Genomic DNA, 22213 nt, shown 5'->3' on the forward strand with positions numbered 1-22213 from the left:
CCCCGGTGTCAAGAGGTCGTGCCGGTCCCGTCCGGTGGCGGTGGGTGCTTTCCCCGGTGGCGGTCAGTCCGCCGCGCGCTCCGCGGTGAGGTAGGCGATCACCATGTCGCCGAGCATGGTCCGGTAGTGCTCGCGCTGTGCCGGGGCCACCAGGTCGCGGCCGAAGAGGGCGCCGAAGGTGGCCCGGTTCGCCACCCGGAAGAAGCAGAAACTGCTGATCATCGCGTGCAGGTCGACAGCGTCGACATCGGCCGTGAACAGGCCGGACTCCTGCCCCTGGGTCAGGATCCGGCGGATCACCTCGAGGGCCGGGGAGCCGATCCTGCCGAGCTTCTCGGAGGCCGCGATGTGCTCGGCGCCGTGGATGTTCTCGATGCTGACCAGCCGGATGAAGTCCGGGTGCTGCTCGTGGTGGTCGAAGGTCAGTTCCGCGAGCCGGCGGATCGCCGCGACCGGGTCCAGATGCTCGACGTCCAGCTGCTGCTCGGCCTCGCGGATCACGCCGTACGCGCGCTCCAGGACCGCCGTGAACAGCTGCTCCTTGCCGCCGAAGTAGTAGTAGATCATCCGCTTCGTGGTGCGGGTGCGGGCCGCGATCTCGTCCACGCGCGCGCCGTCGTAGCCGGCCCGCGCGAATTCCTGTGTGGCCACGTCGAGGATCTCGGCCCGGGTGCGGGCGGCGTCACGGATCCGCCCGTTGGTCTGTGCCGGTTCGTCGACGCTGGTCATCGGGTTCCTCACGGGTGCCTGGGCGGGGGTGGCCGGTGCGGTGATTGTAGAAGCCCGGGCCGCAGGCGTTCCCGGAGAGGTCTTCCCTTGCCCTGGCCTCCGGTGTTATAGCTAACGTACTAGTTCGTACATTAGCGCTGCCGCTCAGGAGGGCCACGTGGCCAAGGACTCGTATCTCGTCGGACTGATCGGTTCCGGAATCGGTCCGTCGCTCAGCCCTGCCCTGCACGAGCGCGAGGCCCGCCGGCAGGGGCTGCGGTACCTGTACCGGCTGATCGACATCGACGTGCTCGGCGTGGCGCCGGAGGCCGTGGGCGATCTGGTGCGGTCGGCGCGCGACCTCGGCTTCGACGGGCTGAACATCACGCATCCGTGCAAGCAGCTGGTCATCGAGCACCTGGACGCGCTCGACCCGGGGGCCGAGGCGCTCGGCGCGGTCAACACGGTGGTCTTCGGGGCCGACGGGAGGGCGGTCGGCCACAACACGGACGTCACCGGGTTCGCGGCGTCGTTCGCACGCGGACTGCCGGAGGCCTCGCTGGAGAGGGTGGTGCAGCTGGGCGCCGGGGGCGCGGGGGCCGCGGTGGCGCACGCGACGCTGACGCTGGGCGCCGAGAAGGTCACCGTCGTGGACGCGCTCGCCGACCGGGCCGCGGATCTCGCGGGCTCGCTGAACCGGCACTTCGGCGCGGGGCGCGCGGAGGCCGGGACGCCGGACCGGTTGGCGGAGTTGCTGGCCGGCGCCGATGGGCTGGTGCACGCGACGCCGACCGGGATGGCCGCGCATCCGGGGCTGCCGTTGCCCGCGGAGCTGCTGCATGGCGGGTTGTGGGTGGCCGAGGTGGTGTACCGGCCGCTGGAGACGGAGTTGCTGCGTACCGCTCGGGCGGTCGGCTGCGCCGTGCTGGACGGGGGCGGGATGGCCGTGTTCCAGGCTGCGGATGCGTTTCGGTTGTTCACGGGGCGAGAGCCGGACGCTGCGCGGATGCTGGCCGACATCGGGGAGTTGGCCGAGAGCTCGGCGGGTCAGGTTGTGTGACGGGTGCGGGCCGGTTGTGGCTGGTCGCGCCCACGCGGCGGTAGCCGCAAATCGATACAGCCCCGCGCCCCTGAAGGGGCGCTGTAGTGGACGTCAGGAAAGAGGTCATGCGTACTTCCATTGCCACCGTTTCGCTCAGTGGGTCGCTCACCGAGAAGCTCACCGCTGCCTCTCGTGCCGGGTTCGATGGCGTCGAGATCTTCGAGAACGATCTGCTCGCCAGCCCGCTCTCGCCCCGCGAGATACGGGCCCGCTGTGCCGATCTCGGGCTCAGCGTCGATCTCTATCAGCCCATGCGGGACATCGAAGCCGTTCCCGTCGACGAGTTCGGCCGCAACCTTCGCCGTGCCCGGCACAAGTTCCAGCTGATGAGTGAACTCGGTGCCGACACCGTCCTCGTGTGCTCCTCCGTCTCTCCGCTCGCCCTCGACGACGACGATCTCGCCGCCGGGCAGCTGGCTCAACTGGCCGACCTGGCAGCGGAGTTCGGTGTTCGTGTCGCCTACGAGGCGCTCGCCTGGGGGCGGCACGTCAGTACGTACGACCACGCCTGGCGGATCGTCGAGGCGGCCGGGCATCCCGCGCTCGGGACCTGTCTGGACAGCTTTCACATCCTCTCCCGGGGGTCCGACCCCAAGGGCATCGAGGACATACCCGGCGAGAAGATCTTCTTCCTCCAGCTGGCCGACGCCCCGCTGCTCGCCATGGACGTGCTCCAGTGGAGCCGTCACTACCGGTGCTTCCCGGGGCAGGGCGGGTTCGATGTCGCCGGGCTGGTGCGGCATGTGCTGCGTACGGGGTACGACGGGCCGCTCTCCCTCGAAGTCTTCAACGACGTCTTCCGGCAGGCCGAGGCCGGGCCGACCGCCGTCGACGCGCACCGCTCGCTGCTCGTGCTGCAAGAGGCCGTCGGCGTGGGGGAGTTGCCCGCCCCGGCTGTGCCGACGGGAGTCGCGTTCGCCGAGCTCGTCACCCCGGACGCGGAACCCGTCTCGGCACTGCTCGGCGCCCTCGGCTTCGCCCGGACCGCACGGCACCGGAGCAAGCCCGTCGACCTGTGGGAGCGGGGCGCGGCCCGGATCCTGGTCAACACCGGTCCCGCCGCCCGCCGCGACGGCACCCAGATCGCGGCGATCGGCCTGGAGTCACCGGACCCGGCGGCCGCCGCCCGGCGCGCCGAGGCCCTGCTCGCCCCCGTGCTGCCCCGGCGCCGTACCCCGGACGACGCCCCGCTCGACGCGGTCGCCGCCCCCGACGGCACCGAACTCTTCTTCTGCGCCACCGGCCGAGGACCCGAACTCCCCGACTGGCGGGCCGACTTCACCGACGTGCCGCACGACCCCGCACCGGTCCCGGCCCGTATCGACCACCTCGCCCTCGTCCAGCCCTGGCACCAGTACGACGAGGCGACCCTCTTCCACCGCAGCGTCCTCGGCCTGCACGCCCAGGAGAGCGTCGACGTCGCCGACCCCTACGGGCTGCTGCGCTCCCGTGCCGTCACCAACGCCGACGGCAGCGTCCGGATCGCCCTCGGCGTCGGCGCCGCCCCGACCGACGACACCCTGCACGCCCAGCACATCGCCCTCGCCACCGACGACGTGATCGCCGCGGCCCGTGCCTTCCGCGCGGCCGGCGGCAGCCTGCTGCCCATCCCCGCCAACTACCACGACGACCTCGCCGCCCGGTACGAGTTCGCCGACGGCGAGCTGGAGACGTACCGCGACCTCGGCATCCTCTACGACCGCGACGCGGGCGGGGTCTTCCGGCACTGCTACACCCGGACGGTCGGCCGGGTGTTCTTCGAGCTGGTCGAGCGTGATCCCGGCTATCGCGGATACGGCGCCCAGAACGCGCCGGTGCGCCTCGCCGCCCAGCACGCCGGGCGGCCGGCCCGCTGAGCCGCCGGGTGAGTATGCGGTGAGAGGCCGGTGAGGCACAGCCCAGGTTCAGGATCCTTACAGCTTCCATGACTGGCACTCACGAAAATCCTGAATGTTCCTTGTCATTCCGGATGTGACGTTCGTCGAGTTCCCGCCGTCCTAGAGGCCGTAGAAGTCCAGGGCGTTCTGGAAGTCCTGGGCACCCGGGAGTCCTGGAGGCCGTCTGCGATGCCGAGCCCTGTCAGCGCCGAGCCGCTCGTCCGTGTCGAGGGCCCGCCGCCGCCGACCCCGGCGCGGACCCGCACCGAGCGCTACGAGCGCCCGCTCCTCGCCGGTATCGCCGCCGTCGCCGCGCTGCTCTTCTTCTGGGGCATCTGGCACAGCGCGTACCACGCCTTCTACGCGAGCGCGGTCCGCAGCATGACCGACAGCCCGGTGGCCTTCCTCTACGGCTCCTTCGACCCGGGCAACTCGATCACCCTGGACAAGCTGCCCGGCTTCCTGTGGCCGCAGGCCCTGTCGGCGCTGGTCTTCGGCTTCCACCCGTGGTCCCTGGTGATCCCGCAGGCCCTGGAGGGCGTGGCCTCGGTGGTCCTGCTGCACGTGGTGGTACGGCGCTGGGCCGGCGTCCCGGCCGGACTGCTGGCCGCCGCCTTCCTCACGCTCACCCCGGTGACCGTGGGCCTCGGCCGCTCGGTCACCGAGGACGCGCCGTTCGTGCTGCTGTTGCTGCTGGCCGCCGAGGCGACCCAACGGGCCACCGCCCGGGCCAGGTTGCGCACCCTGGTCCTGGCGGGAGTCTGGATCGGGCTGGCCTTCCAGTGCAAGATGCTGGAGGCCTGGGCGGTGCTGCCCGCGCTGGCCGTCACCTATCTGGTGGCCGCGCCCACCACCCTGCGCCGCAGGATCCGGGACCTCGCCGTGTCCGGGGCGGTCATGCTGACGGTGTCCCTGTCCTGGATGCTGGCCGCCGGTCTCACCCCGGCCTCGGCCCGCCCCTACCTCGACGGTACGACGAACAACTCGCCGTTCGCCCTGGTCGTCGGCTACAACTTCCTCACCCGCTTCCACTCGCTGGGCGTCGACGCGGCCGGCACCGGGAGCATCGTCACCGACCAGGCCGTGAAGCACGGGCACGGGCACGTCAGGGCGCCGGGCATGGGGGACAGCGTCTGGAAGATGTTCAGCCCCGGGCTCGCCACCCAGACGGGCTGGCTGTACCCGCTGGCGGCCCTGGGCCTGGCGGCGGGAGTGCTGATGGTGTGGCGCCGCCGGGTCCCGCGCACCGATCCGGTCCAGGCCGGGTTCCTGCTGTGGGGCGTCTGGCTGGTGACGTTCTTCCTGGTCTTCAGCTTCGGCAGCGTGACCGGGCACACCTACTACATGGGTGTCGTGGCGGTCGCCCTGTCGGCCCTGGCCGCGGTGGCCGTGACCCGGATCCGCCGCCGCGGTGTGCTGTGCGCGGTGCTCGCCGTCAACCTCGGCTGGTGCGCGGCCCTCACCCTGCACTACCCGCGCTTCTTCACCTGGTCGGTCGGCGTCGCCGCGGTCCTGGCCCTGCCCGCGCTGGTCGTGTTCGCCGTCGGCGGGTCGCGTCCGCGCAGGACCGCCCTGGCCGTCGCCCTCGCCGCCGTCCTGGTCGTCCCCACCGTCTGGTCCGCGTCCGCGATGTCCCTGCGCTACAACCAGCCCGGCGGCTTCGGCAAGATCGGGCCGACCAGCACCCCCACCCGCAACGCCGCCTCCGCCCTGGACCCGGCCCAGCGGCGCGTCCTCGCCTACCTCGACGCCCATCGCGACGGCGCCCGCTATCTGGCCGCCGTGCCCCGCTGGCAGATGGCGGCGCCGTACATCCTTGCGGACAACGCGTCGATCCTGCCGCTGGGGGGCTTCACCGCCCATGTGCCCTACCCCGCGGCCACGACGTTCCACCATCTGATCGACACCGGCCGGCTCCGCTACGTCCTGCTGACCTCCGCCGACCTCACCCACCGGGCCCGGGGCGCGAAGACACCGGGCAGGGCCCTGATCCGCTGGGCCATCGGCCACTGCTCGCCGCTCCATGTCGCGCGCTACACGCTGTACCGCTGCGGGACCGCCGCGCACGGCGGGTGAGCGGACCGAAGGCCCCGGACCACGCCTGGTCCGGGGCCTTCGTGCTCGTCAGGTTCAGCCGATGTCCGTGAACACGAAGCTGAACTCGGCCGGTTCGGCGTGGAGTTGGTACTGCGGGAGCACGCCCGGACCGCAGGACTGGGAGCCGATGCCGTGCTGGCCGTGGTCGAGGTTGACCCAGACCGTGTCGCCCGGGGTGAGGTCTGTCCGGTGGTTCGCCGCGTCCAACTGCTCGGTGGTCCAGCGGCGGGCCGTGAACCAGAACTCCGGGTCGCCCTCGATCCGCAGCCCGCCGATCTCCGCCCAACGGACGTCCGCACGGGCGCCGTTCTCCTGCGGACGGACGTACGGCGTCTGGAGGCCGTCGACCGTCGACTCCCAACGGCCGACCAGGGCCGCCGACCTGGTGTCCGGGTAGGCCTCCTCGGGCCCGCCGCCGAACCACCGCACCCGGTCGGCCGCCGGCAGGCCGAAACGGACGCCGAGCCGGGGCAGCGGCACCGTCCAGTCGCCGTCGGGGGTGACGGAGACGGTGAGCTTGAGCCGGTCGCCGTCGGAGGTCCAGCGGTAGACGGTCGCCAGCCCGAACTCCCAGGCGGCAGGGGCCACCCGGGTGCGCACGGTCAGCGCGTCCCCGTCCGGCTCCACCGCGTCCAGGCGGTGCCGCATCCGGTGCAGACCGAACGTGCGCCACAACTGGCCGTACCGGATGTCGCTCTGCCAGGCGGCGCCGTCGTCGTTGTCGGTCGTCGCCCGCCAGACGTCCAGGCGCAGTCCGGTCACATCCACGGAGCCGATGGTCCGCAGCGCGCCGCTGCGGGCGTCGAAGGCGGCCGGGCCGAGGGTGATCCGCCCCTCGCCGGACACCGGCCCGACGGTCGCGGCGAGCGCCGGCACCTGCCGTGCCGAGACCGGGATCTGACCCCAGGCCACGACATGACCCTTCGGCCCCCAGGCGGTGTCGGCCGCCAGCAGCGCCCGTACCGTCCACCGCGTCTCGCCGCCGCCCGTGGTCGCGGGCGGCTCCGGCAGCTTCACCTCCGCCGACTCGCCGGGCGCCAGCGCCGGGACGGCCAGACTGCCCGACTCGACCGCCTCGCCGTCGACCTGGTACGACCACTCGAAGGCCAGCGCGGAAAGGTCGGCGAAGTCCTGCTTGTTGGTGACCCTGACGGTGGCGCCGTCGCCGTCGACGGCGACCGGCTCGATCACCTTCTTGTACTCGACGAGACCGGGGGAGGGCCGCCGGTCGGGGAAGACCAGCCCGTCGCAGACGAAGTTCCCGTCGTGCAGTTCCTCGCCGAAGTCGCCGCCGTACGCGTAGTCGTAGCGGTCGTCCTTGATGCCGTGGTCGATCCACTCCCAGATGAAGCCGCCCTGGAGCCGGTCGTACGACTCGAAGATCCGCTGGTAGTCGGCGAGGCCGCCGGGGCCGTTGCCCATGGCGTGGCCGTACTCGCAGAGGATGAAGGGGAGTTGACGGCGTCTGTGGGTGCCGCCGTCCAGGCCCCGGCCGATCCGCTCGACCTCGGCGTGGTCGGCGTACATCCGTGAGTACACGTCGGTGTCACGGCAGTCGATGTCACCCTCGTAGTGGACCGGGCGGGAGGAGTCCCGGCCGTGGATCCACTCGGCCATCGCGGTCAGGCCCCGGCCGGTGCCGGCCTCGTTGCCCAGCGACCAGATCACCACCGACGGGTGGTTCTTGTCGCGCTCGACCATCCGGGCGGCCCGGTCGAGCAGCGCCGGGGTCCAGCGGTCGTCGTCGACCGGGTTGTCCCGCCAGGCCTGCTCGGTGAAGCCGTGGGTCTCCAGGTCGCACTCGTCGATCACCCACAGGCCGTACTCGTCGCACAGGTCGAGGAAGGCCGGGTGCGGCGGGTAGTGGGAGGTGCGGACGGCGTTGATGTTGTGCCGCTTCATCAGCAGCACGTCCTCGCGCATGGTCTCCAGGTCGAGGGCGCGGCCCTGCTCCGGGTGCCACTCGTGCCGGTTGACGCCCTTGAAGAGGACCGCCTTCCCGTTGACCTTGATCAGGCCGTCGGCCGACTCCACGGTCCGGAAGCCGATCCGCAGGGGCACCCGCTCGCCCTCGGTGGCCAGGACCCCGTCGTACAGCTTCGGGGTCTCGGCCGTCCACGCCTCGACCGGGACGGTCACCGGCTCGCCGGTGGCGACATCGATGTCCAGGGCGGGCACGGACACCCGCCCGTCGACGTCGGAGTCGACGCGCAGGGTGCCCAGGCCGGTGGTGTGGTCGTAGGAGGCGTGCACGAAGAAGTCGAGCGCGCTGCCCCGCGGGCGGTGCAGCAGGGTCACGTCACGGAAGATGCCGGGCAGCCACCACTGGTCCTGGTCCTCCAGATAGGAGCCCGCCGACCACTGGTGGACCCGGACGGCGAGGACGTTCCCGGCCGGCTTCAGCAGATGGCCGACCGCGAACTCGTGCGGCAGCCGGGAGCCCTTGAACTCGCCGATGTCCGTGCCGTTCAGCCAGACCCGGGCGCAGGACTCGACACCGCCGAAGCGGAGGACCGCCCCGCCGTCCGTGCCGTCCCAGCCCTCGGGCAGGTCGAAGGACCGCAGGTGGTCACCGGTGGGGTTCTCGGTCGGGACCCTCGGCGGGTCGACCGGGAACGGGTACAGGTGGTTCGTGTAGATCGGTGCGCCATGGCCCTGGAGCACCCAGTGCCCCGGGACCGACACCTCCGCCCAGCCACCGGCGTCGAACCCCGGCTCGGCGAACGAGTCGTCCTCGGCGTCCGCGGTGGGCGACAGCCGGAAGCGCCAACTGCCGTTCAGGGAGAGCGACCCGGCGTCCGAGGCCGGGTACCAGGCGCGCGGCGGCAGGGCGCCCGAGCCCGGTGAGACGTCCTCGACGTAGTCGGTGGCGGAGGTGCGGAAAGTCATCGGTCTCCAGGTCGTGAGTGTGCGGTGTCAGCCCTTGATGCCGGTCTGCGCGATCCCCTGCACCAGCCAGCGCTGGAGGAAGAGGAAGACGAACACCAGGGGCAGGATGGAGATGGCGGTGGCCATGAAGATCAGATGGAAGTTGACGGTCTGGTTGGTCATGAAGGAGGAGAGCGCGATCTGTACCGTCCAGGAGCTCGGGTCCTGGCCGATGACCAGCGGCCACAGGAAGGAGTTCCAGGCGCTGATGAACGTGATCGTGGCGATCGCTGCGAAGAAGTTCAGCGAGTTGGGGACGACGATCCGCCAGTACGCGCCCCAGTAGCCGAGCCCGTCCACGCGTGCCGCCTCCTCCAGCTCCTTCGGGAATCCGAGGAAGTACTGCCGGAAAAGGAAGCAGGTGAAACCACTGAACAGGCCCGGGATGATCAGACCGCGGTAGGTGTCCACCCAGCCGAGGGACGAGACCAGCACGAAGCTGGGCACGAAGGTGACGGCCGTGGGGACCATCAGGGTCGCCAGGACCGCGTAGAAGACCTTGTTGGCGTGCTTGTACGGGATCCGGGCCAGGCCGTAGCCGGCCAGGGAGCACACCAGGAGGGTGCCGAAGGTGGTCAGGACGGCGACGACCAGCGAGTTCACCATGGACTGGCCGAAGTCGACCGTGGGGTCGCTGAACAGCTCGCTGATGTTGCCCCACTGGAAGGAGGGCAGCACCTTCCAGTTCTCGCCCGTGATCTCCAGGTCCGTGGAGAGCGCGTTGCGGACGATCAGGTAGAAGGGGATGAGGAAGAGCAGGGCGGCGACGCCGACGGCGATGTACAGCCCCGTGTTGCCGAGGACGCCCCGGCCCTTCCTGCGCCGCTTGACGGCCTGAGGTGCGGTGGTGGTCACTTGGACTCCTCCCCCCTTCCGAAGCCCATGAACTTGCCCTGGACCAGGGTGACGAGGCAGATGAGCAGGGAGAGGATGACCGCTCCCGCGCTGCCTGCGCCGTAGTCCTGGCTGGTGCCGAGGGCCGACTTGTAGAGAATCATGAGCGGGGTCTGCGCCCAGGTCGCCTTCTGCCCGATGATGTTGAAGAACTCGTCGAACGCCTGGTAGGCGGCGATGAGCAGCAGCAGGATCACCGCGGTCGAGGTGGCCCGCAGCTGCGGCAGCGTGATGTGCCGGAAGGTCTGCCAGCCCGGCTTGGCGCCGTCGATGGCGGCGGCCTCGTAGAGCTCGGCGGGGATGTTCTGGAGCGCCGCCAGGAACAGGATCATGTAGAAGCCCGACTGGATCCACAGGCGCAGGCTCACGATGACCAGCCAGTACCAGGGCGGAGTGGGGTTGGACACCCAGGCGATGTTGTCGACGCCGAACCAGCCGATGACCGTGTTCGCGAGTCCGAAGCGGACACCGCTGAAGATGGACATCTTCCAGATGAGGGCGGCTGCCACGTACGAGACGGCGGTCGGCAGGAAGAACACCGACCGGAAGAACGCGCGCATGAACCGCAGCCGGTTGACCAGCAGCGCGAGCCCCAGCGACAGCGCCCAGGTGGTCGGCACGATGAACGCGGCGAACACCGAGAAGGTCACCAGCGAGTCGGGGAAATCGCTGTTGGTGAGGATCTGCTTGTAGTTGTCGAAGCCGATGAAATGGCTCGGCGTGACGGTGTAGCGGGCGTCGAAGAAGCTGAGCCAGACGCTCCAGACGATCGGCACGAAGACGAAGACCGCCAGGCCGATGAGGAAGGGCCCGGTGAAGAGCCAGAAGTTGACGGTCGGGTTGCCCCGCAGGCCCCGCCGCGGCCGGGCCTGGGAGGCCTTGGCCGGGGCGGGCTGGGCGACCCCGCGTGTGGTGGTGGTCGACATGTCGTGGTCTTCCCGGCTGCCTATCCGAAGAGCTTCTTGAGCTCGACGTTGACCTTCTTGTCGCAGGTGTCGAGCGCCGCCTCCGGGTCGCCGTTCTTACGGACGGAGGACGCGATCACCTCGGCGAACGCGGTCTGCATGGTCTGGTCGTAGGCGATGTTGTCGAAGTGGCCGTAGTCGGTGAAGAGCTTCACGCCCTCGGCCGCCAGACCCGACTTGAGCTTGGTGGCCGACTGGGCTATCGAGGTGCGCGGCGGGATGTGGAAGCCGTACGAGGTGGCCCAGTCCTCCTGGTACTGCTTCTGGTCGATCCACAGCCACTTGACGTATTCCTTGGCCGCGTCGACGTTCTTGCCCTTGGCGTTGACGAAGATCGACCAGCCGCCGTTGTAGACGGACTGCTTGCCGGCGCTGCCGATCTTCGGGAACGGGAAGATGCCGAGGTCGTCGCCGAGGGCCTGCTGCATCGCGGGCATGGACCACATGCCGCCCCACTGCATGGCGCACAGGCCCTGGTTGAGGGAGGACGGGTCCCAGAAGTCGGTCGGGGCGTCCAGGAGCACGTTGCCGCTGGTGAACAGCTTGCGAAGCTGCTTGAGGCCGCCGACGACGCCGTCCGTGTGGTAGGCGATCTCGTTCTTGTCGCTGATGGTGTCGGCGCCGGCGGACCAGATGATGACGTTCTGGATCGCGCTGAAGTCGTTGCCGAGGAAGATGCCCTTGACCTTGCTGGTGGTCAGCTTGGCGGCGGCCTCGATCAGTTCGTCGAGGGTGGTCGGAACGTCGACCTTCGCCTTCTCCAGCATCGACTTGCGGTAGTAGAAGAACTGCGGGTCGTCGATCATCCGGATCCCGTAGATCTTCCCGTCGACCGTGTGGGAGTTGATGTCGTTCGGGTTGAAGTCGTCCTTGACCGGGTCGATGATGTCGCTCAGGTCGGCCACCTGGCCGGACTTGACCAGCTGCAGCTGCGGGTGGAACTCGAAGACGTCGGGTGCCTTCTTGGTGAGCAGGGCGGCGAAGAGCGCGGACTCGAAGTTGTTGCCCGTGATCCAGTTGGTGCTCACGTCGGCCTTCTTGTACGCCGCCGCGTAGCGCTTGAGGGCCTGCTCGGTCCCCGCCTCGCCGTAGGCGTGGAAGTACTGGGTGAGCTGGGTGCCCGAACCGCTGCCCCCGCCTCTGCCGTTGTTGCCGCCGCACGCGGCCAGCGTGCCGGCGGCGGCCATGCCCGCCGCCGCCCGGAAGAGGGACCGGCGGGACCAGTTGTTGTTGCTCAGTGCCGACATGCTGACGTCCTTGTCTGTCGAGTGCGGCCGCGGCCCTGCGGCCGTGCGAGGCCCTGAAAACCTCGGAAATCCGATGGCTGAAATTGCGCTGCGGAGCGGGACGTTAACCTTCGGCTAATACTTCGGCAAGAGGTTGGACGAAGTCTGCGCGAAACGTTGTACCCGGTTCGGGATGACGAACAGAAGGGAATGCAGGGGAAGTTGAGGGCCGCCGGGTCAGGGAGGGGCCGGCGGCCCTCGGTCGGTGGGGTGCGGGGTTCGTTACTGCCTGGCCCAGGCCTCGTTGGCGCCGCCGTTGCAGCTGTAGAGGATCACCTTGCTGCCGTCGGCGGTGGCCTGGCCGCTCACGTCCAGGCACTTGCCGGACGCCTCGCTGAGGATCTGGCCGTTGGCGTTCAGCAGCCAGCGCTGGCTCGCGTCACCGGTGCGGTCGGCGACGGTCGTCAGGCCTGAACCCGACGCCGTCAGATAGCCGCCTGCGCCCTTCAGGGTGCCCTTCGCGTCGTAGGACCAGGACTGGCCGTCGGCGCCCGTGCAGGTGGCGAGGGCGGCCCCGGAGGCGTCGGCGGTCAGGCACTTGCCGGACTGCTTGCCCGCCAGCGCACCGGTCACGGCCGAACTGCCGTGTCCCTTCTGGTCGAAGACGTACGTCGTGATGGAGCGCGCGGCGAGGGTCGCGGAGACCGTCCCCGAACTCACCGTCGGTTTCGCGACCTTGGCCCAGTCCTCGGTGGCCGAGGTCCGGACCGCCTGGGCGGCCCGCACCGGTGTGCCGCTGTTGAAGTGCAGACTCAGCGGGGTGTCGGTGGTGTTGTGGTTGTTGACCACGACCACCCACTTGCCACCCCGGTCGTACGCCGACACCTCGACCCCGTCCGGCGCCCCGGTCACGTTGTGCGCGACCGAGCCCGGCGTGACGAACTTGCTGTACTGGCCGAGCGCGTAGTACCGCTTGGTGAAGTACAGCGTCTGGTTGCCGTTCGTCGCGTAGTCGGGGTCGTAGTAGATCAGGCCGTCGTTCCAGCCGACGTCGTTCTTGGCGTACGGGTCGGTGCCGTAGCCGCTGGCCAGGGCCACCCACCACTGGAACGCCGAGTCGTGGGCGCTCGCGAAGTCCTTGTAGATGATCCTCGACATCAGCAGGGCGTTGTCGATGGTCGGGTCGTACTCCTGGTTCCAGCCCGTCGAGCCCTTGCCGAAGCAGCAGATCTCCGAGGCCCAGGACTTCTTGCCGACCGACCTCGACGTCTCGTAGACGTTGCCCAGCTGGCCGTCGTTCGGGTTGTTGTACGTGTGGTGGGCGAGCGCGGACACGTACTGCGCGGTGTCGGGCTGCGAGATCCACTGCGGGAGCTCGGAGACGAACTGGGTGGTCTGGCTCGACTCGTCCGCGATGATGGACGTCTTCTGGTGCCGGGCCTGCTGCTCGGCGCCCAACGCCCGCACGATGTCGTCGCGTTGGTCGACCGTGACCTTCATGCCCTCCTGGCCGCACGAACCGAAGTCGTTGTCCGGCTCGTTGAAGGGGCTGATGTAGTCCAGTTTCACGCCCTGGCGGGCGAAGTGGTCGGTGACGTCGGCGACGTACTTCGCGTAGTCGGTCTCGTTCTCCGTCTTCAACTGGCCGCCACAGCTCTGCCCGTTGGTGGTCCACTGGGCGGGCGCGCTGTTGACGAAGCCGATCAGGTCCTGGACGCCGTACTTCGCGGCGTACCTGAGGAACGTCTGCCCGCCCTTGTCCCTGCTCCAGTCGTAGGAGCCGTCGGAGTTCAGGAAGTCCTCGGCGGCCCGGGCCGGGGTGGTGACCGCGACCCCGCCACCGCCGATGTTGTAGCGGTACGAGCTCAGGTTCAGGCCCTGCCTCGAGAACAGCAGCTTCGCCACCCGGGCCTGCACCTCGGGGGTGAAGTGCTGCAGGTCGTTGACCCACCAGGCGCCCGAGGCGCCGATGTCGTCGATGGTCTGCGCGGCATGCGGGGAGACCTCGGCGGCGGTGGCGGTGTCGGCGGCGTTCGCGGGCGGGGAGCTGATCAGGGCCCCGGTCACGGCCAGTGCGGCTGCGGCCGTGGCGAGGACCGATCTCTTGGTGCGCGACAAAACGGCATCCCTTCCGTCGTCATACGGGTCGTGCGGTACTACGGCTCCTTGCGGTGGTGACGGTGCGTCTCACCGTCCGCTGGCCCACCGACTGCAGGGCACCCTCCAGCGCGAACGTGGCCGCGCCCAGGCACACCGGGTCGGTGGGGATGGGGGAGAGGACGATCTCGGTGGCCGCGAACGGCCGTTTGAGCGCGTGCCGCCGGACGGCGTCGCGCACCTCGTCGAGCAGCGGTGCGCCCAGCTTCCTGGCGACCCAGCTGCTGAGCACGACCACCTCGGGGTTGTACAGGTTCACCAGGTCCGAGATGCCCGCGCCCAGGTAACGGGCCGTGTCCCGGACGACCTTGACCGCCACCGGATCGCCCGCCGCGACCCCGTGGGTCAGGGCGTCGATGGTGGCCGTCTGGTCCTCCGGGTGCAACAGCGTGCTGCGCGGGCTGAGTTCGCGCAGGTTGAGCATGATGCCGGGGGCGCCGACGTACGTCTCGACGCAGCCGTGGTTGCCGCAGTGGCACAGCCGCCCGTCCAGGACGAGAGTCGTATGGCCCCACTCCCCGGCGCTGTTGCTCACCCCCCGGTACAGCCCGCCGGCCAGCACCAGCCCGGCCCCCACCCCGGTCCCGAGGTTCACCACCACGGCGTCCTCGTGCCCGCGCGCGGCCCCGAACCACAGCTCGGCCACCGCGCTCGCCCGCAACGGGTTGTCCAGGTAGAGGGGGTAGGCGATGTGCTCGGCGAGCAGGTCCAGCAACGGCACGTCGTGCCAGTCCCAGTTGGGCGCGTACTCGGCGATCCCGGTGTCCCGGTCCACCTGCCCCGGCACGCTCACCCCGACGCCCAGCACCCGCGCACCCTCCACACCGGCCTGGGCGACCACCGAGCCGACGGCCGTGGCGACATGGGCGACCGCCTGCTCGGGGCGGTGCTCGCCGGGGCGCATGTCCTCCTCGGCCCGGGCCAGCACGTTCAGCCCCAGGTCGAACAGCTCCACCCGGACGTAGGTCTCGGCCATGTCGACGCCGATCAGCGCGCCGCCCGCCGTGTGGACGGCCACGAGCCCCCGGGGGCGGCCGCCCGCGGAGTCCTCGAAGCCGACCTCGGTGATCATCCGGAGGTCGAGCAACTCGCCGACCAGGGTGGCGACCGTGGCGACGCTCAGTCCGGTGGCGGCCGCCAGGGTCTGCCGGGAGGTGGGGGACTGGGCGATGATCTGGCGCAGCACCTCGTAGCGGTTCGCGGTGCGGATGTCACGCGATGTGCGCTTCACTCGGCTGCCCCTCCCATCCCGTCACGACCGGGCCGGGGCGTACGACGGCACCGGCGCGGCGCAAGGCTATGGGCTTCACAGGACTTTCGACAAGGGGTTAGGAAAGGGGCCGTAGAAACATCCGGGCAGCAGGCGGGTACCAGGCGGGTGGTACTGCTGTCGTTCGGCCACCTCCCCAAGACGCCGAAACGGCCCGCCAGTTGTCACTGGCGGGCCGTCGCGAGGCCGATCAGGGCATCCGGTTCCACTCGGTGATCACGGGCCAGCCGTGCTCCATGGACAGCCGGCTGACCGTCCCGGTCGCCAGCTGGAACAGCCGGCCCTCGGCGGGCGGCAGCCCCAGCCGGCGGGCGGTCAGGACGCGCAGGAAGTGGGCGTGGGCCACGAGCACCACATCGCCGTCGTCGCGGGCGAGCGCCGCGTCCAGCCCGGCGAGCACCCGGTCGGCCCGGGCCCCGATCCGCTCCGGCGACTCGCCGGGGTGGCCCTCCGGGCCGGGCGGGACGCCGTCGGTCCACAGGTACCAGTCGGGGCGGGAGCGGTGGATCTCCGCCGTGGTGATGCCCTCGTAGCCGCCGTAGTCCCATTCGTGCAGGTCGGGGTCGGTCACGATCCCGGTGAGGCCGGCCAGTTCGGCCGTGCGTATCGCGCGGCCCAGCGGGCTGGCCAGTACCAGTGCGTAGGTCCGGTCGGTGAGGAGCGGGGCGAGGGACTTGGCCTGTTCCTCACCGTGCTGGGTGAGGGGCAGGTCGGTCCAGCTGGTGTGCTGTCCCGACAGGCTCCACTCCGTCTCACCGTGGCGGACCAGGAGGAGGTCCCCCACGGCGCCCTACTCCTTCGACTCGACGGCGTGGCCGCCGAACTGGTTGCGCAGCGCCGCGATCATCTTCATCTGCGGCGAGTCGTCCTGGCGGGACGCGAACCGGGCGAACAGGGAGGCGGTGATCGCCGGGAGCGGCACCGCGTTGTCGATGGCCGCCTCGACGGTCCAGCGGCCCTCGCCGGAGTCCTGTGCGAACCCCTTCAGCTTGTCCAGGTGCTCGTCGTCGTCCAGGGCGTTGACCGCGAGGTCGAGCAGCCAGGAACGGATGACGGTGCCCTCCTGCCAGGAGCGGAAGACCTCGCGGACGTTGTCCACGGACTTGACCTTCTCCAGCAGCTCCCAGCCCTCGGCGTAGGCCTGCATCATGGCGTACTCGATGCCGTTGTGGACCATCTTGGAGAAGTGCCCGGCGCCGACCTTGCCGGCGTGGACATAGCCGTACGGGCCCTCCGGCTTGAGCGCCTCGAAGACCGGCTGGAGCCGCTCCACGTGCTGCTTGTCGCCGCCGACCATCAGGGCGTAGCCGTTCTGCAGGCCCCACACACCGCCGGAGACGCCGGCGTCGACGAAGCCGATGCCCTTGATGGCGAGTTCGGCCGCGTGCTTCTCGTCGTCGGTCCAGCGGGAGTTGCCGCCGTCGACCACGGTGTCGCCCTCGGACAGCAGGTCCTTGAGCTCGTCGACGACGGACTGGGTGGCGTGGCCCGCCGGGACCATCACCCACACCACGCGCGGGGCGTCGAGCTGCTCGACCAGTTCTTCCAGGGACTTGACGTCGGAGACGTCCGGGTTGCGGTCGTAGCCGATGACGGTGTGCCCAGCGCGGCGGATCCGCTCGCGCATGTTGCCGCCCATCTTGCCGAGACCGATCAGTCCGATCTGCATGTCAGTTCACTTCCTAAGCGTGCGGTACGCGGAGACGAGGGCGGTGGTGGACGGGTCGAGGCCGGGCACGTCGGCGCCCTCGGTCAGGGCGGGCTCGATGCGCCTGGCGAGCACCTTGCCCAGTTCCACGCCCCACTGGTCGAAGGAGTCGATGTTCCAGACGGCGCCCTGGACGAACACCTTGTGCTCGTAGAGGGCGATCAGCTGGCCGAGGACGGACGGGGTGAGCTCGCGGGCGAGGATCGTCGTCGTCGGGTGGTTGCCCCTGAAGGTGCGGTGCGCGACCTGCTCCTCCGGGACGCCCTCCGCGCGGACCTCCTCCGCCGTCTTGCCGAAGGCCAGCGCCTGGGTCTGGGCGAAGAAGTTCGCCATCAACAGGTCGTGCTGCGCCTTGAGTTCACCGCTCAGCTCGGCCACCGGCTCGGCGAAGCCGATGAAGTCCGCCGGGATCAGCTTCGTGCCCTGGTGGATCAACTGGTAGTACGCGTGCTGGCCGTTGGTGCCCGGCGTGCCCCACACCACGGGACCCGTCTGCCAGTCCACCGGATGCCCGTCCCGGTCCACCGACTTGCCGTTGGACTCCATGTCCAGCTGCTGGAGATACGCCGTGAACTTGGAGAGGTAGTGCGAGTACGGCAGCACCGCGTGCGACTGGGCGTCGAAGAAGTTGCCGTACCAGACGCCCAACAGGCCGAGCAGCAGAGGCGCGTTGGCCTCGGCCGGGGCGGTGCGGAAGTGGTCGTCGACCAGCCGGAACCCGTCGAGCATCTCGCGGAACCGGTCCGGGCCGATGGCGATCATCAGCGACAGCCCGATCGCGGAGTCGTACGAGTAGCGGCCGCCGACCCAGTCCCAGAACTCGAACATGTTGGCCGTGTCGATGCCGAAGTCCGACACCTTCTCGGAGTTGGTCGACAGCGCCACGAAGTGCTTGGCGACCGCCTTGTCCTCGCCGTCCAGCCCGTCGAGCAGCCACTGGCGCGCGGAGGTGGCGTTGGTGATCGTCTCGATCGTCGTGAACGTCTTCGACGCGACGATGAACAGGGTCTCCGCCGGGTCCAGGTCGCGGGTCGCCTCGTGCAGGTCGGCGCCGTCCACGTTGGACACGAAACGGAACGTCAACTCCCGTGCGGTGTAGGCGCGGAGGGCCTCGTACGCCATCGCGGGACCGAGGTCCGAGCCGCCGATGCCGATGTTGACGACATTCCTGATGCGCTTGCCGGTGTGACCGGTCCACTCGCCCGAGCGGACCCGCTCGGCGAAGTCGCCCATCCTGTCGAGTACGGCGTGCACGGCCGGGACGACATCGACGCCGTCGACCTCGACCACCGTGTCACGCGGGGCGCGCAGCGCGGTGTGCAGGACCGCCCGCCGCTCCGTGATGTTGATCCTCTCGCCCCGGAACATCGCGTCCCGCAGCCCGAACACGTCGGTGGCGGAGGCCAGTTCCTGGAGCAGGGCGAGGGTCTCGTCCGTGATCAGGTGCTTGCTGTAGTCGATGTACAGGTCGCCGACGCGGACGACGTACCGCTCGGCGCGCGCCGGGTCCGTCGCGAACAGCTCACGCAGGACCGGCCGGCCCTCGGCGCGGTGGTCCTCCAGGGCGGTCCACTCGGGCCGCCGGGTGAGCCGGGGAGTGTCAGGCATGGGAAGCGGTCTCCTTGGAGCCGGTGCCCTCGCCCCGCAGGGCGATGGCGTACATCTCGTCGGCGTCGAGGCGGCGGAGTTCCTCGGCGATGAGTTCGGAGGTGCCGCGGACCTTGAGGGCCAGGGTGCGCGACGGCTGGCCCGGCAGGGTCAGGGTGGCCAGCGGGCCCTCGGGGCGGTCGATGACGATCTCGCCGGCGGCGGTGCCCAGCCGTACCTTCGTGACGACCGGGCCGGGGGAGACCACGCGGTCCACCTTGACCTTCAGACGGGCCTCCAGCCAGCGGGCGAGGAGTTCGGCGCTGGGGTTGTCCGCCTCGGCCTCGACGGCCGCCGAGGTCACGTCGACCCGGGCCTGGTCGAGGGCGGCCGCCAGCATGGACCGCCACAGGGTCAGCCGGGTCCAGGCGAGGTCGGTGTCGCCGGGCGCGTAGTTGCGGGCGCGGGTCTCCAGGACCTGCATCGGCCGCTCGACCGCGTACAGGTCGGTGATCCGGCGCTGGGCCAGCGCGCCCAGCGGGTCCTCGGACGGGGTGTCGGGGGCCTCCACCGGCCACCACACGACCACCGGGGCGTCCGGCAGCAGCAGCGGCAGCACCACCGAGTCGGCGTGGTCGGAGACATCGCCGTAGGTCCGCAGCACGACCGTCTCGCCGGTGCCGGCCTCGGAGCCGACCCGGACCTCCGCGTCCAGGCGCGAGGAGGTGCGGTCGCGCAGGGTGCGGGCGTGCCGCTTGATGACGACCAGGGTGCGCGAGGGGTGCTCGTGCGAGGCCTCCTCGGCCGCCTTGATCGAGTCGTAGGCGTTCTCCTCGTCCGTGACGATCACCATCGTCAGGACCATGCCCACGGCAGGGGTGCCGATGGCGCGGCGACCCTGCACCAGCGCCTTGTTGATCTTGCTTGCCGTGGTGTCGGTCAGGTCGATCTTCATGGCCTGCGCCAGCTCCGTCCGTCTCGTGCGAGCATCTCGTCGGCTTCCTTCGGTCCCCAGCTGCCGGACTCGTACTGTGCGGGCTTACCATGCTTTGCCCAGTACGTCTCGATCGGGTCGAGGATCTTCCAGGACTCTTCCACTTCCTGGTGACGAGGGAACAAATTGGCGTCGCCGAGCAGCACGTCCAGGATGAGCCGCTCGTACGCCTCCGGGCTGGACTCCGTGAACGACTCGCCGTACGCGAAGTCCATCGTCACGTCCCGGATCTCCATCGAGGTGCCCGGCACCTTGGAGCCGAACCGGACGGTCATGCCCTCGTCGGGCTGGACCCGGATGACGATCGCGTTGGAGCCGAGCTCCTCGGTGGCCGTCGAGTCGAACGGGGAGTGCGGGGCCCGCTTGAAGACGACCGCGATCTCGGTGACCCGGCGGCCCAGCCGCTTGCCGGTGCGCAGGTAGAACGGGACGCCCGCCCAACGGCGGTTGTCGATGCCCAGCTTGACGGCCGCGTAGGTGTCGGTCTTCGACCTGCGGTCGATGCCGTCCTCTTCGAGGTAGCCGATGACCTTCTCGCCGCCCTGCCAGCCCTCGGCGTACTGCCCGCGCACGGTGTGCCCGCCCAGGTCCTCCGGCAGCCGCACCGACTTCAGCACCTTCAGCTTCTCGGTGAGCAGCGCGTCCGCGTCGAACGCGATCGGCTCCTCCATCGCGGTGAGCGCCATCAGCTGGAGCAGATGGTTCTGGATGACGTCACGGGCCGAGCCGATGCCGTCGTAGTACCCCGCCCGGCCGCCGATGCCGATGTCCTCGGCCATGGTGATCTGCACATGGTCGACGTACGACCGGTTCCAGATCGGCTCGTACATCTGGTTGGCGAAGCGCAGCGCCAGGATGTTCTGGACGGTCTCCTTGCCCAGGTAGTGGTCGATGCGGAACACCTGGTCCGGGTCGAACACGTCGTGCACGACCGCGTTGAGGTCCTGCGCCGACGCCAGGTCGTGGCCGAACGGCTTCTCGATGACCGCCCGTCGCCAGGAGCCCTCGGGCGGGGTTGCCAGACCGACCTTCTTCAGCTGCTGGACGACCTTCGGGAAGAACTTCGGCGGCACGGAGAGGTAGAACGCGAAGTTGCCGCCGGTGCCCCGGGACGAGTCCAGCTCGTCCACGGCCGTCTTGAGCTGCTTGAACGCGGTGTCGTCGTCGAAGTCGCCGGGGATGAACCGCATGCCCTCGGCGAGCTGCTGCCAGACCTCTTCCTGGAACGGGGTCCGGGAGTGCTCGCGCACCGCGTCATGGACGACCTGCGCGAAGTCCTGGTCCGCCCAGTCCCGGCGGGCGAAGCCGACGAGCGAGAAGCCCGGCGGCAGCAGGCCGCGGTTGGCCAGGTCGTAGATCGCCGGCATCAGCTTCTTGCGGGACAGGTCACCGGTCACCCCGAAGATGACCAGCCCCGACGGGCCCGCCACCCTCGGCAGGCGCCGGTCGCGCGCGTCCCGCAACGGGTTGTCCCAGTCGGCGGCGGGCACCACCGGCACCCGCACCTCCTTGGCGGTCTCGCTCATTACGCGTCAACTCCCTTGCTGTCCAGGGACTTCGTGACGGCGTCCAGCAGGTCCTGCCAGGCCACCTCGAACTTGGCGACGCCCTCGTCCTCCAGCTTCGCCACCACCTCGTCGTAGGAGATACCGAGCTTCTCGACGGCCGCCAGGTCGGCGCGGGCCTGCCCGTAGCCGCCGGTCACCGTGTCGCCGTGGATGTCGCCGTGGTCGGCGGTCGCGTTCAGCGTCGCCTCCGGCATGGTGTTGACGGTGCCGGGCGCGACCAGCTCGTCGACGTAGAGGGTGTCCTTGTACGCCGGGTCCTTCACACCGGTGGAGGCCCACAGGGGGCGCTGCGGGTTCGCGCCCGCGGACTCCAGGGACGTCCAGCGGTCGCCGGCGAAGACCTGCTCGTACGCCTCGTACGCGAGCCGCGCGTTCGCCAGCGCCGCCCTGCCCTTGAGCGCGAGGGCCTCGTCCGTGCCGAGGACCGTCAGCCGCTTGTCGATCTCGGCGTCGACGCGGGAGACGAAGAAGGAGGCCACGGAGTGGATGCGGGCGAGGTCCAGGCCCTTGGCGGCGGCCTGCTCCAGGCCGGCCAGGTAGGCGGCCATGACCTCGCGGTAGCGCTCCAGGGAGAAGATCAGCGTGACGTTGACGCTGATGCCCTGGGCGATGACCTCGGTGATCGCCGGGAGACCGGCCTTGGTCGCCGGGATCTTGATCATCACGTTGGGTCGGTCGACCAGCCAGGCCAGCTGCCTGGCCTCGGCGACCGTGGCCGCCGTGTGGTGGGCCAGGCGGGGGTCGACCTCGATGGAGACCCGGCCGTCCCGGCCGTCCGTGGTGTCGTGCACCGGGCGCAGCACGTCGGCGGCGGCCCGTACGTCCTGCGTGGTCATCATCCGCACGGCCTCGTCGACCGTGACGCCCCGCACGGCGAGGTCGGCGAGCTGCTCCTCGTACCCCTCACCCGAGCCGATCGCGGCCTGGAAGATCGACGGGTTGGTGGTGACGCCCACGACGTTCTTCGTCGCGACGAGCCCGGCGAGGTTGCCGGTGCTGATCCGCTTGCGCGACAGGTCGTCCAGCCAGATCGAGACGCCCTCGTCGGAGAGGCGCTTGAGTGCTCCCGCGGTGGCGGTTGCTTCGGTCACAGTGATCATCTTCCCTTACTGAACTGTTTCTGGCTGGTGGA

16 protein-coding genes are annotated in these 22213 nt (G+C 70.0%); 3 read left to right on the forward strand and 13 right to left on the reverse strand.

The genetic code is table 11. The annotated features are described in order from the left end of the window. Nucleotides 1-63: 63 nt before the first annotated feature. Nucleotides 64-729 (reverse strand): TetR/AcrR family transcriptional regulator, encoded by a 666-nt coding sequence (locus AB0D85_RS13000; protein WP_362318087.1) that lies wholly within the window; start codon nt 727-729, stop codon nt 64-66. A 157-nt stretch (nt 730-886) separates the two neighbouring features. On the opposite strand from AB0D85_RS13000, the gene AB0D85_RS13005 reads away from it, so the two are divergent. The 3 genes from AB0D85_RS13005 to AB0D85_RS13015 all read left to right on the forward strand — a co-directional run bounded on the left by AB0D85_RS13005 (nt 887) and on the right by AB0D85_RS13015 (nt 5763). Next, nucleotides 887-1768 carry a shikimate dehydrogenase gene (locus tag AB0D85_RS13005; protein ID WP_362318090.1) on the forward strand — a complete coding sequence of 294 codons (882 nt, stop codon included), beginning with the start codon at nt 887-889 and terminating at the stop codon, nt 1766-1768. 107 nt (nt 1769-1875) lie between these two features. Next, nucleotides 1876-3666 (forward strand): TIM barrel protein, encoded by a 1791-nt coding sequence (locus AB0D85_RS13010; protein ID WP_362318093.1) that lies wholly within the window; start codon nt 1876-1878, stop codon nt 3664-3666. 210 nt (nt 3667-3876) lie between these two features. Continuing rightward, on the forward strand, nt 3877-5763 hold the full coding sequence (locus AB0D85_RS13015; protein WP_362318096.1) for a glycosyltransferase family 39 protein: 1887 nt from the start codon (nt 3877-3879) through the stop codon (nt 5761-5763). A gap of 54 nt (nt 5764-5817) precedes the next feature. Here AB0D85_RS13015 and AB0D85_RS13020 read toward each other — a convergent pair whose 3' ends face one another. The 12 genes from AB0D85_RS13020 to tal all read right to left on the reverse strand — a co-directional run bounded on the left by AB0D85_RS13020 (nt 5818) and on the right by tal (nt 22181). After that, complete coding sequence (locus tag AB0D85_RS13020) at nt 5818-8673, reverse strand: glycoside hydrolase family 2 TIM barrel-domain containing protein (protein ID WP_362318098.1); 2856 nt, start codon at nt 8671-8673, stop codon at nt 5818-5820. Nucleotides 8674-8700: 27 nt separating this feature from the next. Next, nucleotides 8701-9567: a carbohydrate ABC transporter permease gene (locus tag AB0D85_RS13025; protein ID WP_362318101.1), complete on the reverse strand. Its 867-nt coding sequence runs from the start codon at nt 9565-9567 to the stop codon at nt 8701-8703. Then, nucleotides 9564-10532: a sugar ABC transporter permease gene (locus AB0D85_RS13030; protein ID WP_362318104.1), complete on the reverse strand. Its 969-nt coding sequence runs from the start codon at nt 10530-10532 to the stop codon at nt 9564-9566. Before AB0D85_RS13030 ends, AB0D85_RS13025 begins: the two co-directional genes overlap by 4 nt. A 20-nt stretch (nt 10533-10552) precedes the next feature. Beyond that, complete coding sequence (locus AB0D85_RS13035; RefSeq protein WP_362318107.1) at nt 10553-11818, reverse strand: sugar ABC transporter substrate-binding protein; 1266 nt, start codon at nt 11816-11818, stop codon at nt 10553-10555. Nucleotides 11819-12079: 261 nt separating this feature from the next. Continuing rightward, the gene (locus AB0D85_RS13040) at nt 12080-13915 is read right to left on the reverse strand and encodes a glycoside hydrolase (protein WP_362318110.1); all 1836 of its coding nucleotides are present in this window, start codon (nt 13913-13915) and stop codon (nt 12080-12082) included. 19 nt (nt 13916-13934) lie between these two features. Then, nucleotides 13935-15185, reverse strand: coding sequence for an ROK family protein (locus tag AB0D85_RS13045; protein ID WP_362318113.1), 1251 nt, complete (start codon nt 15183-15185; stop codon nt 13935-13937). Between the two features lie 229 nt (nt 15186-15414). Then, nucleotides 15415-16008: a histidine phosphatase family protein gene (locus AB0D85_RS13050; protein WP_362318116.1), complete on the reverse strand. Its 594-nt coding sequence runs from the start codon at nt 16006-16008 to the stop codon at nt 15415-15417. Nucleotides 16009-16014: 6 nt separating this feature from the next. After that, entirely contained in the window at nt 16015-16893 is an 879-nt protein-coding gene (gene gnd / locus AB0D85_RS13055; protein ID WP_362318119.1) for a phosphogluconate dehydrogenase (NAD(+)-dependent, decarboxylating), read from the reverse strand. A gap of 6 nt (nt 16894-16899) precedes the next feature. Beyond that, entirely contained in the window at nt 16900-18540 is a 1641-nt protein-coding gene (pgi, locus tag AB0D85_RS13060) for a glucose-6-phosphate isomerase (protein ID WP_362318122.1), read from the reverse strand. Next, on the reverse strand, nt 18533-19474 hold the full coding sequence (gene opcA, locus AB0D85_RS13065) for a glucose-6-phosphate dehydrogenase assembly protein OpcA (protein ID WP_362318124.1): 942 nt from the start codon (nt 19472-19474) through the stop codon (nt 18533-18535). The genes pgi and opcA overlap by 8 nt, the downstream gene beginning before the upstream one ends. Next, a complete protein-coding gene (gene zwf / locus AB0D85_RS13070; RefSeq protein ID WP_362318127.1) occupies nt 19471-21039 on the reverse strand; it encodes a glucose-6-phosphate dehydrogenase in 1569 nt (522 codons plus the stop codon). Before zwf ends, opcA begins: the two co-directional genes overlap by 4 nt. Further along, nucleotides 21039-22181, reverse strand: coding sequence for a transaldolase (gene tal / locus AB0D85_RS13075; RefSeq protein WP_362318130.1), 1143 nt, complete (start codon nt 22179-22181; stop codon nt 21039-21041). Before tal ends, zwf begins: the two co-directional genes overlap by 1 nt. Nucleotides 22182-22213: the final 32 nt, after the last annotated feature.

Origin of the sequence: Streptomyces sp. NPDC048277 (assembly GCF_040652235.1) — a bacterium.
Classification (GTDB): domain Bacteria; phylum Actinomycetota; class Actinomycetes; order Streptomycetales; family Streptomycetaceae; genus Streptomyces.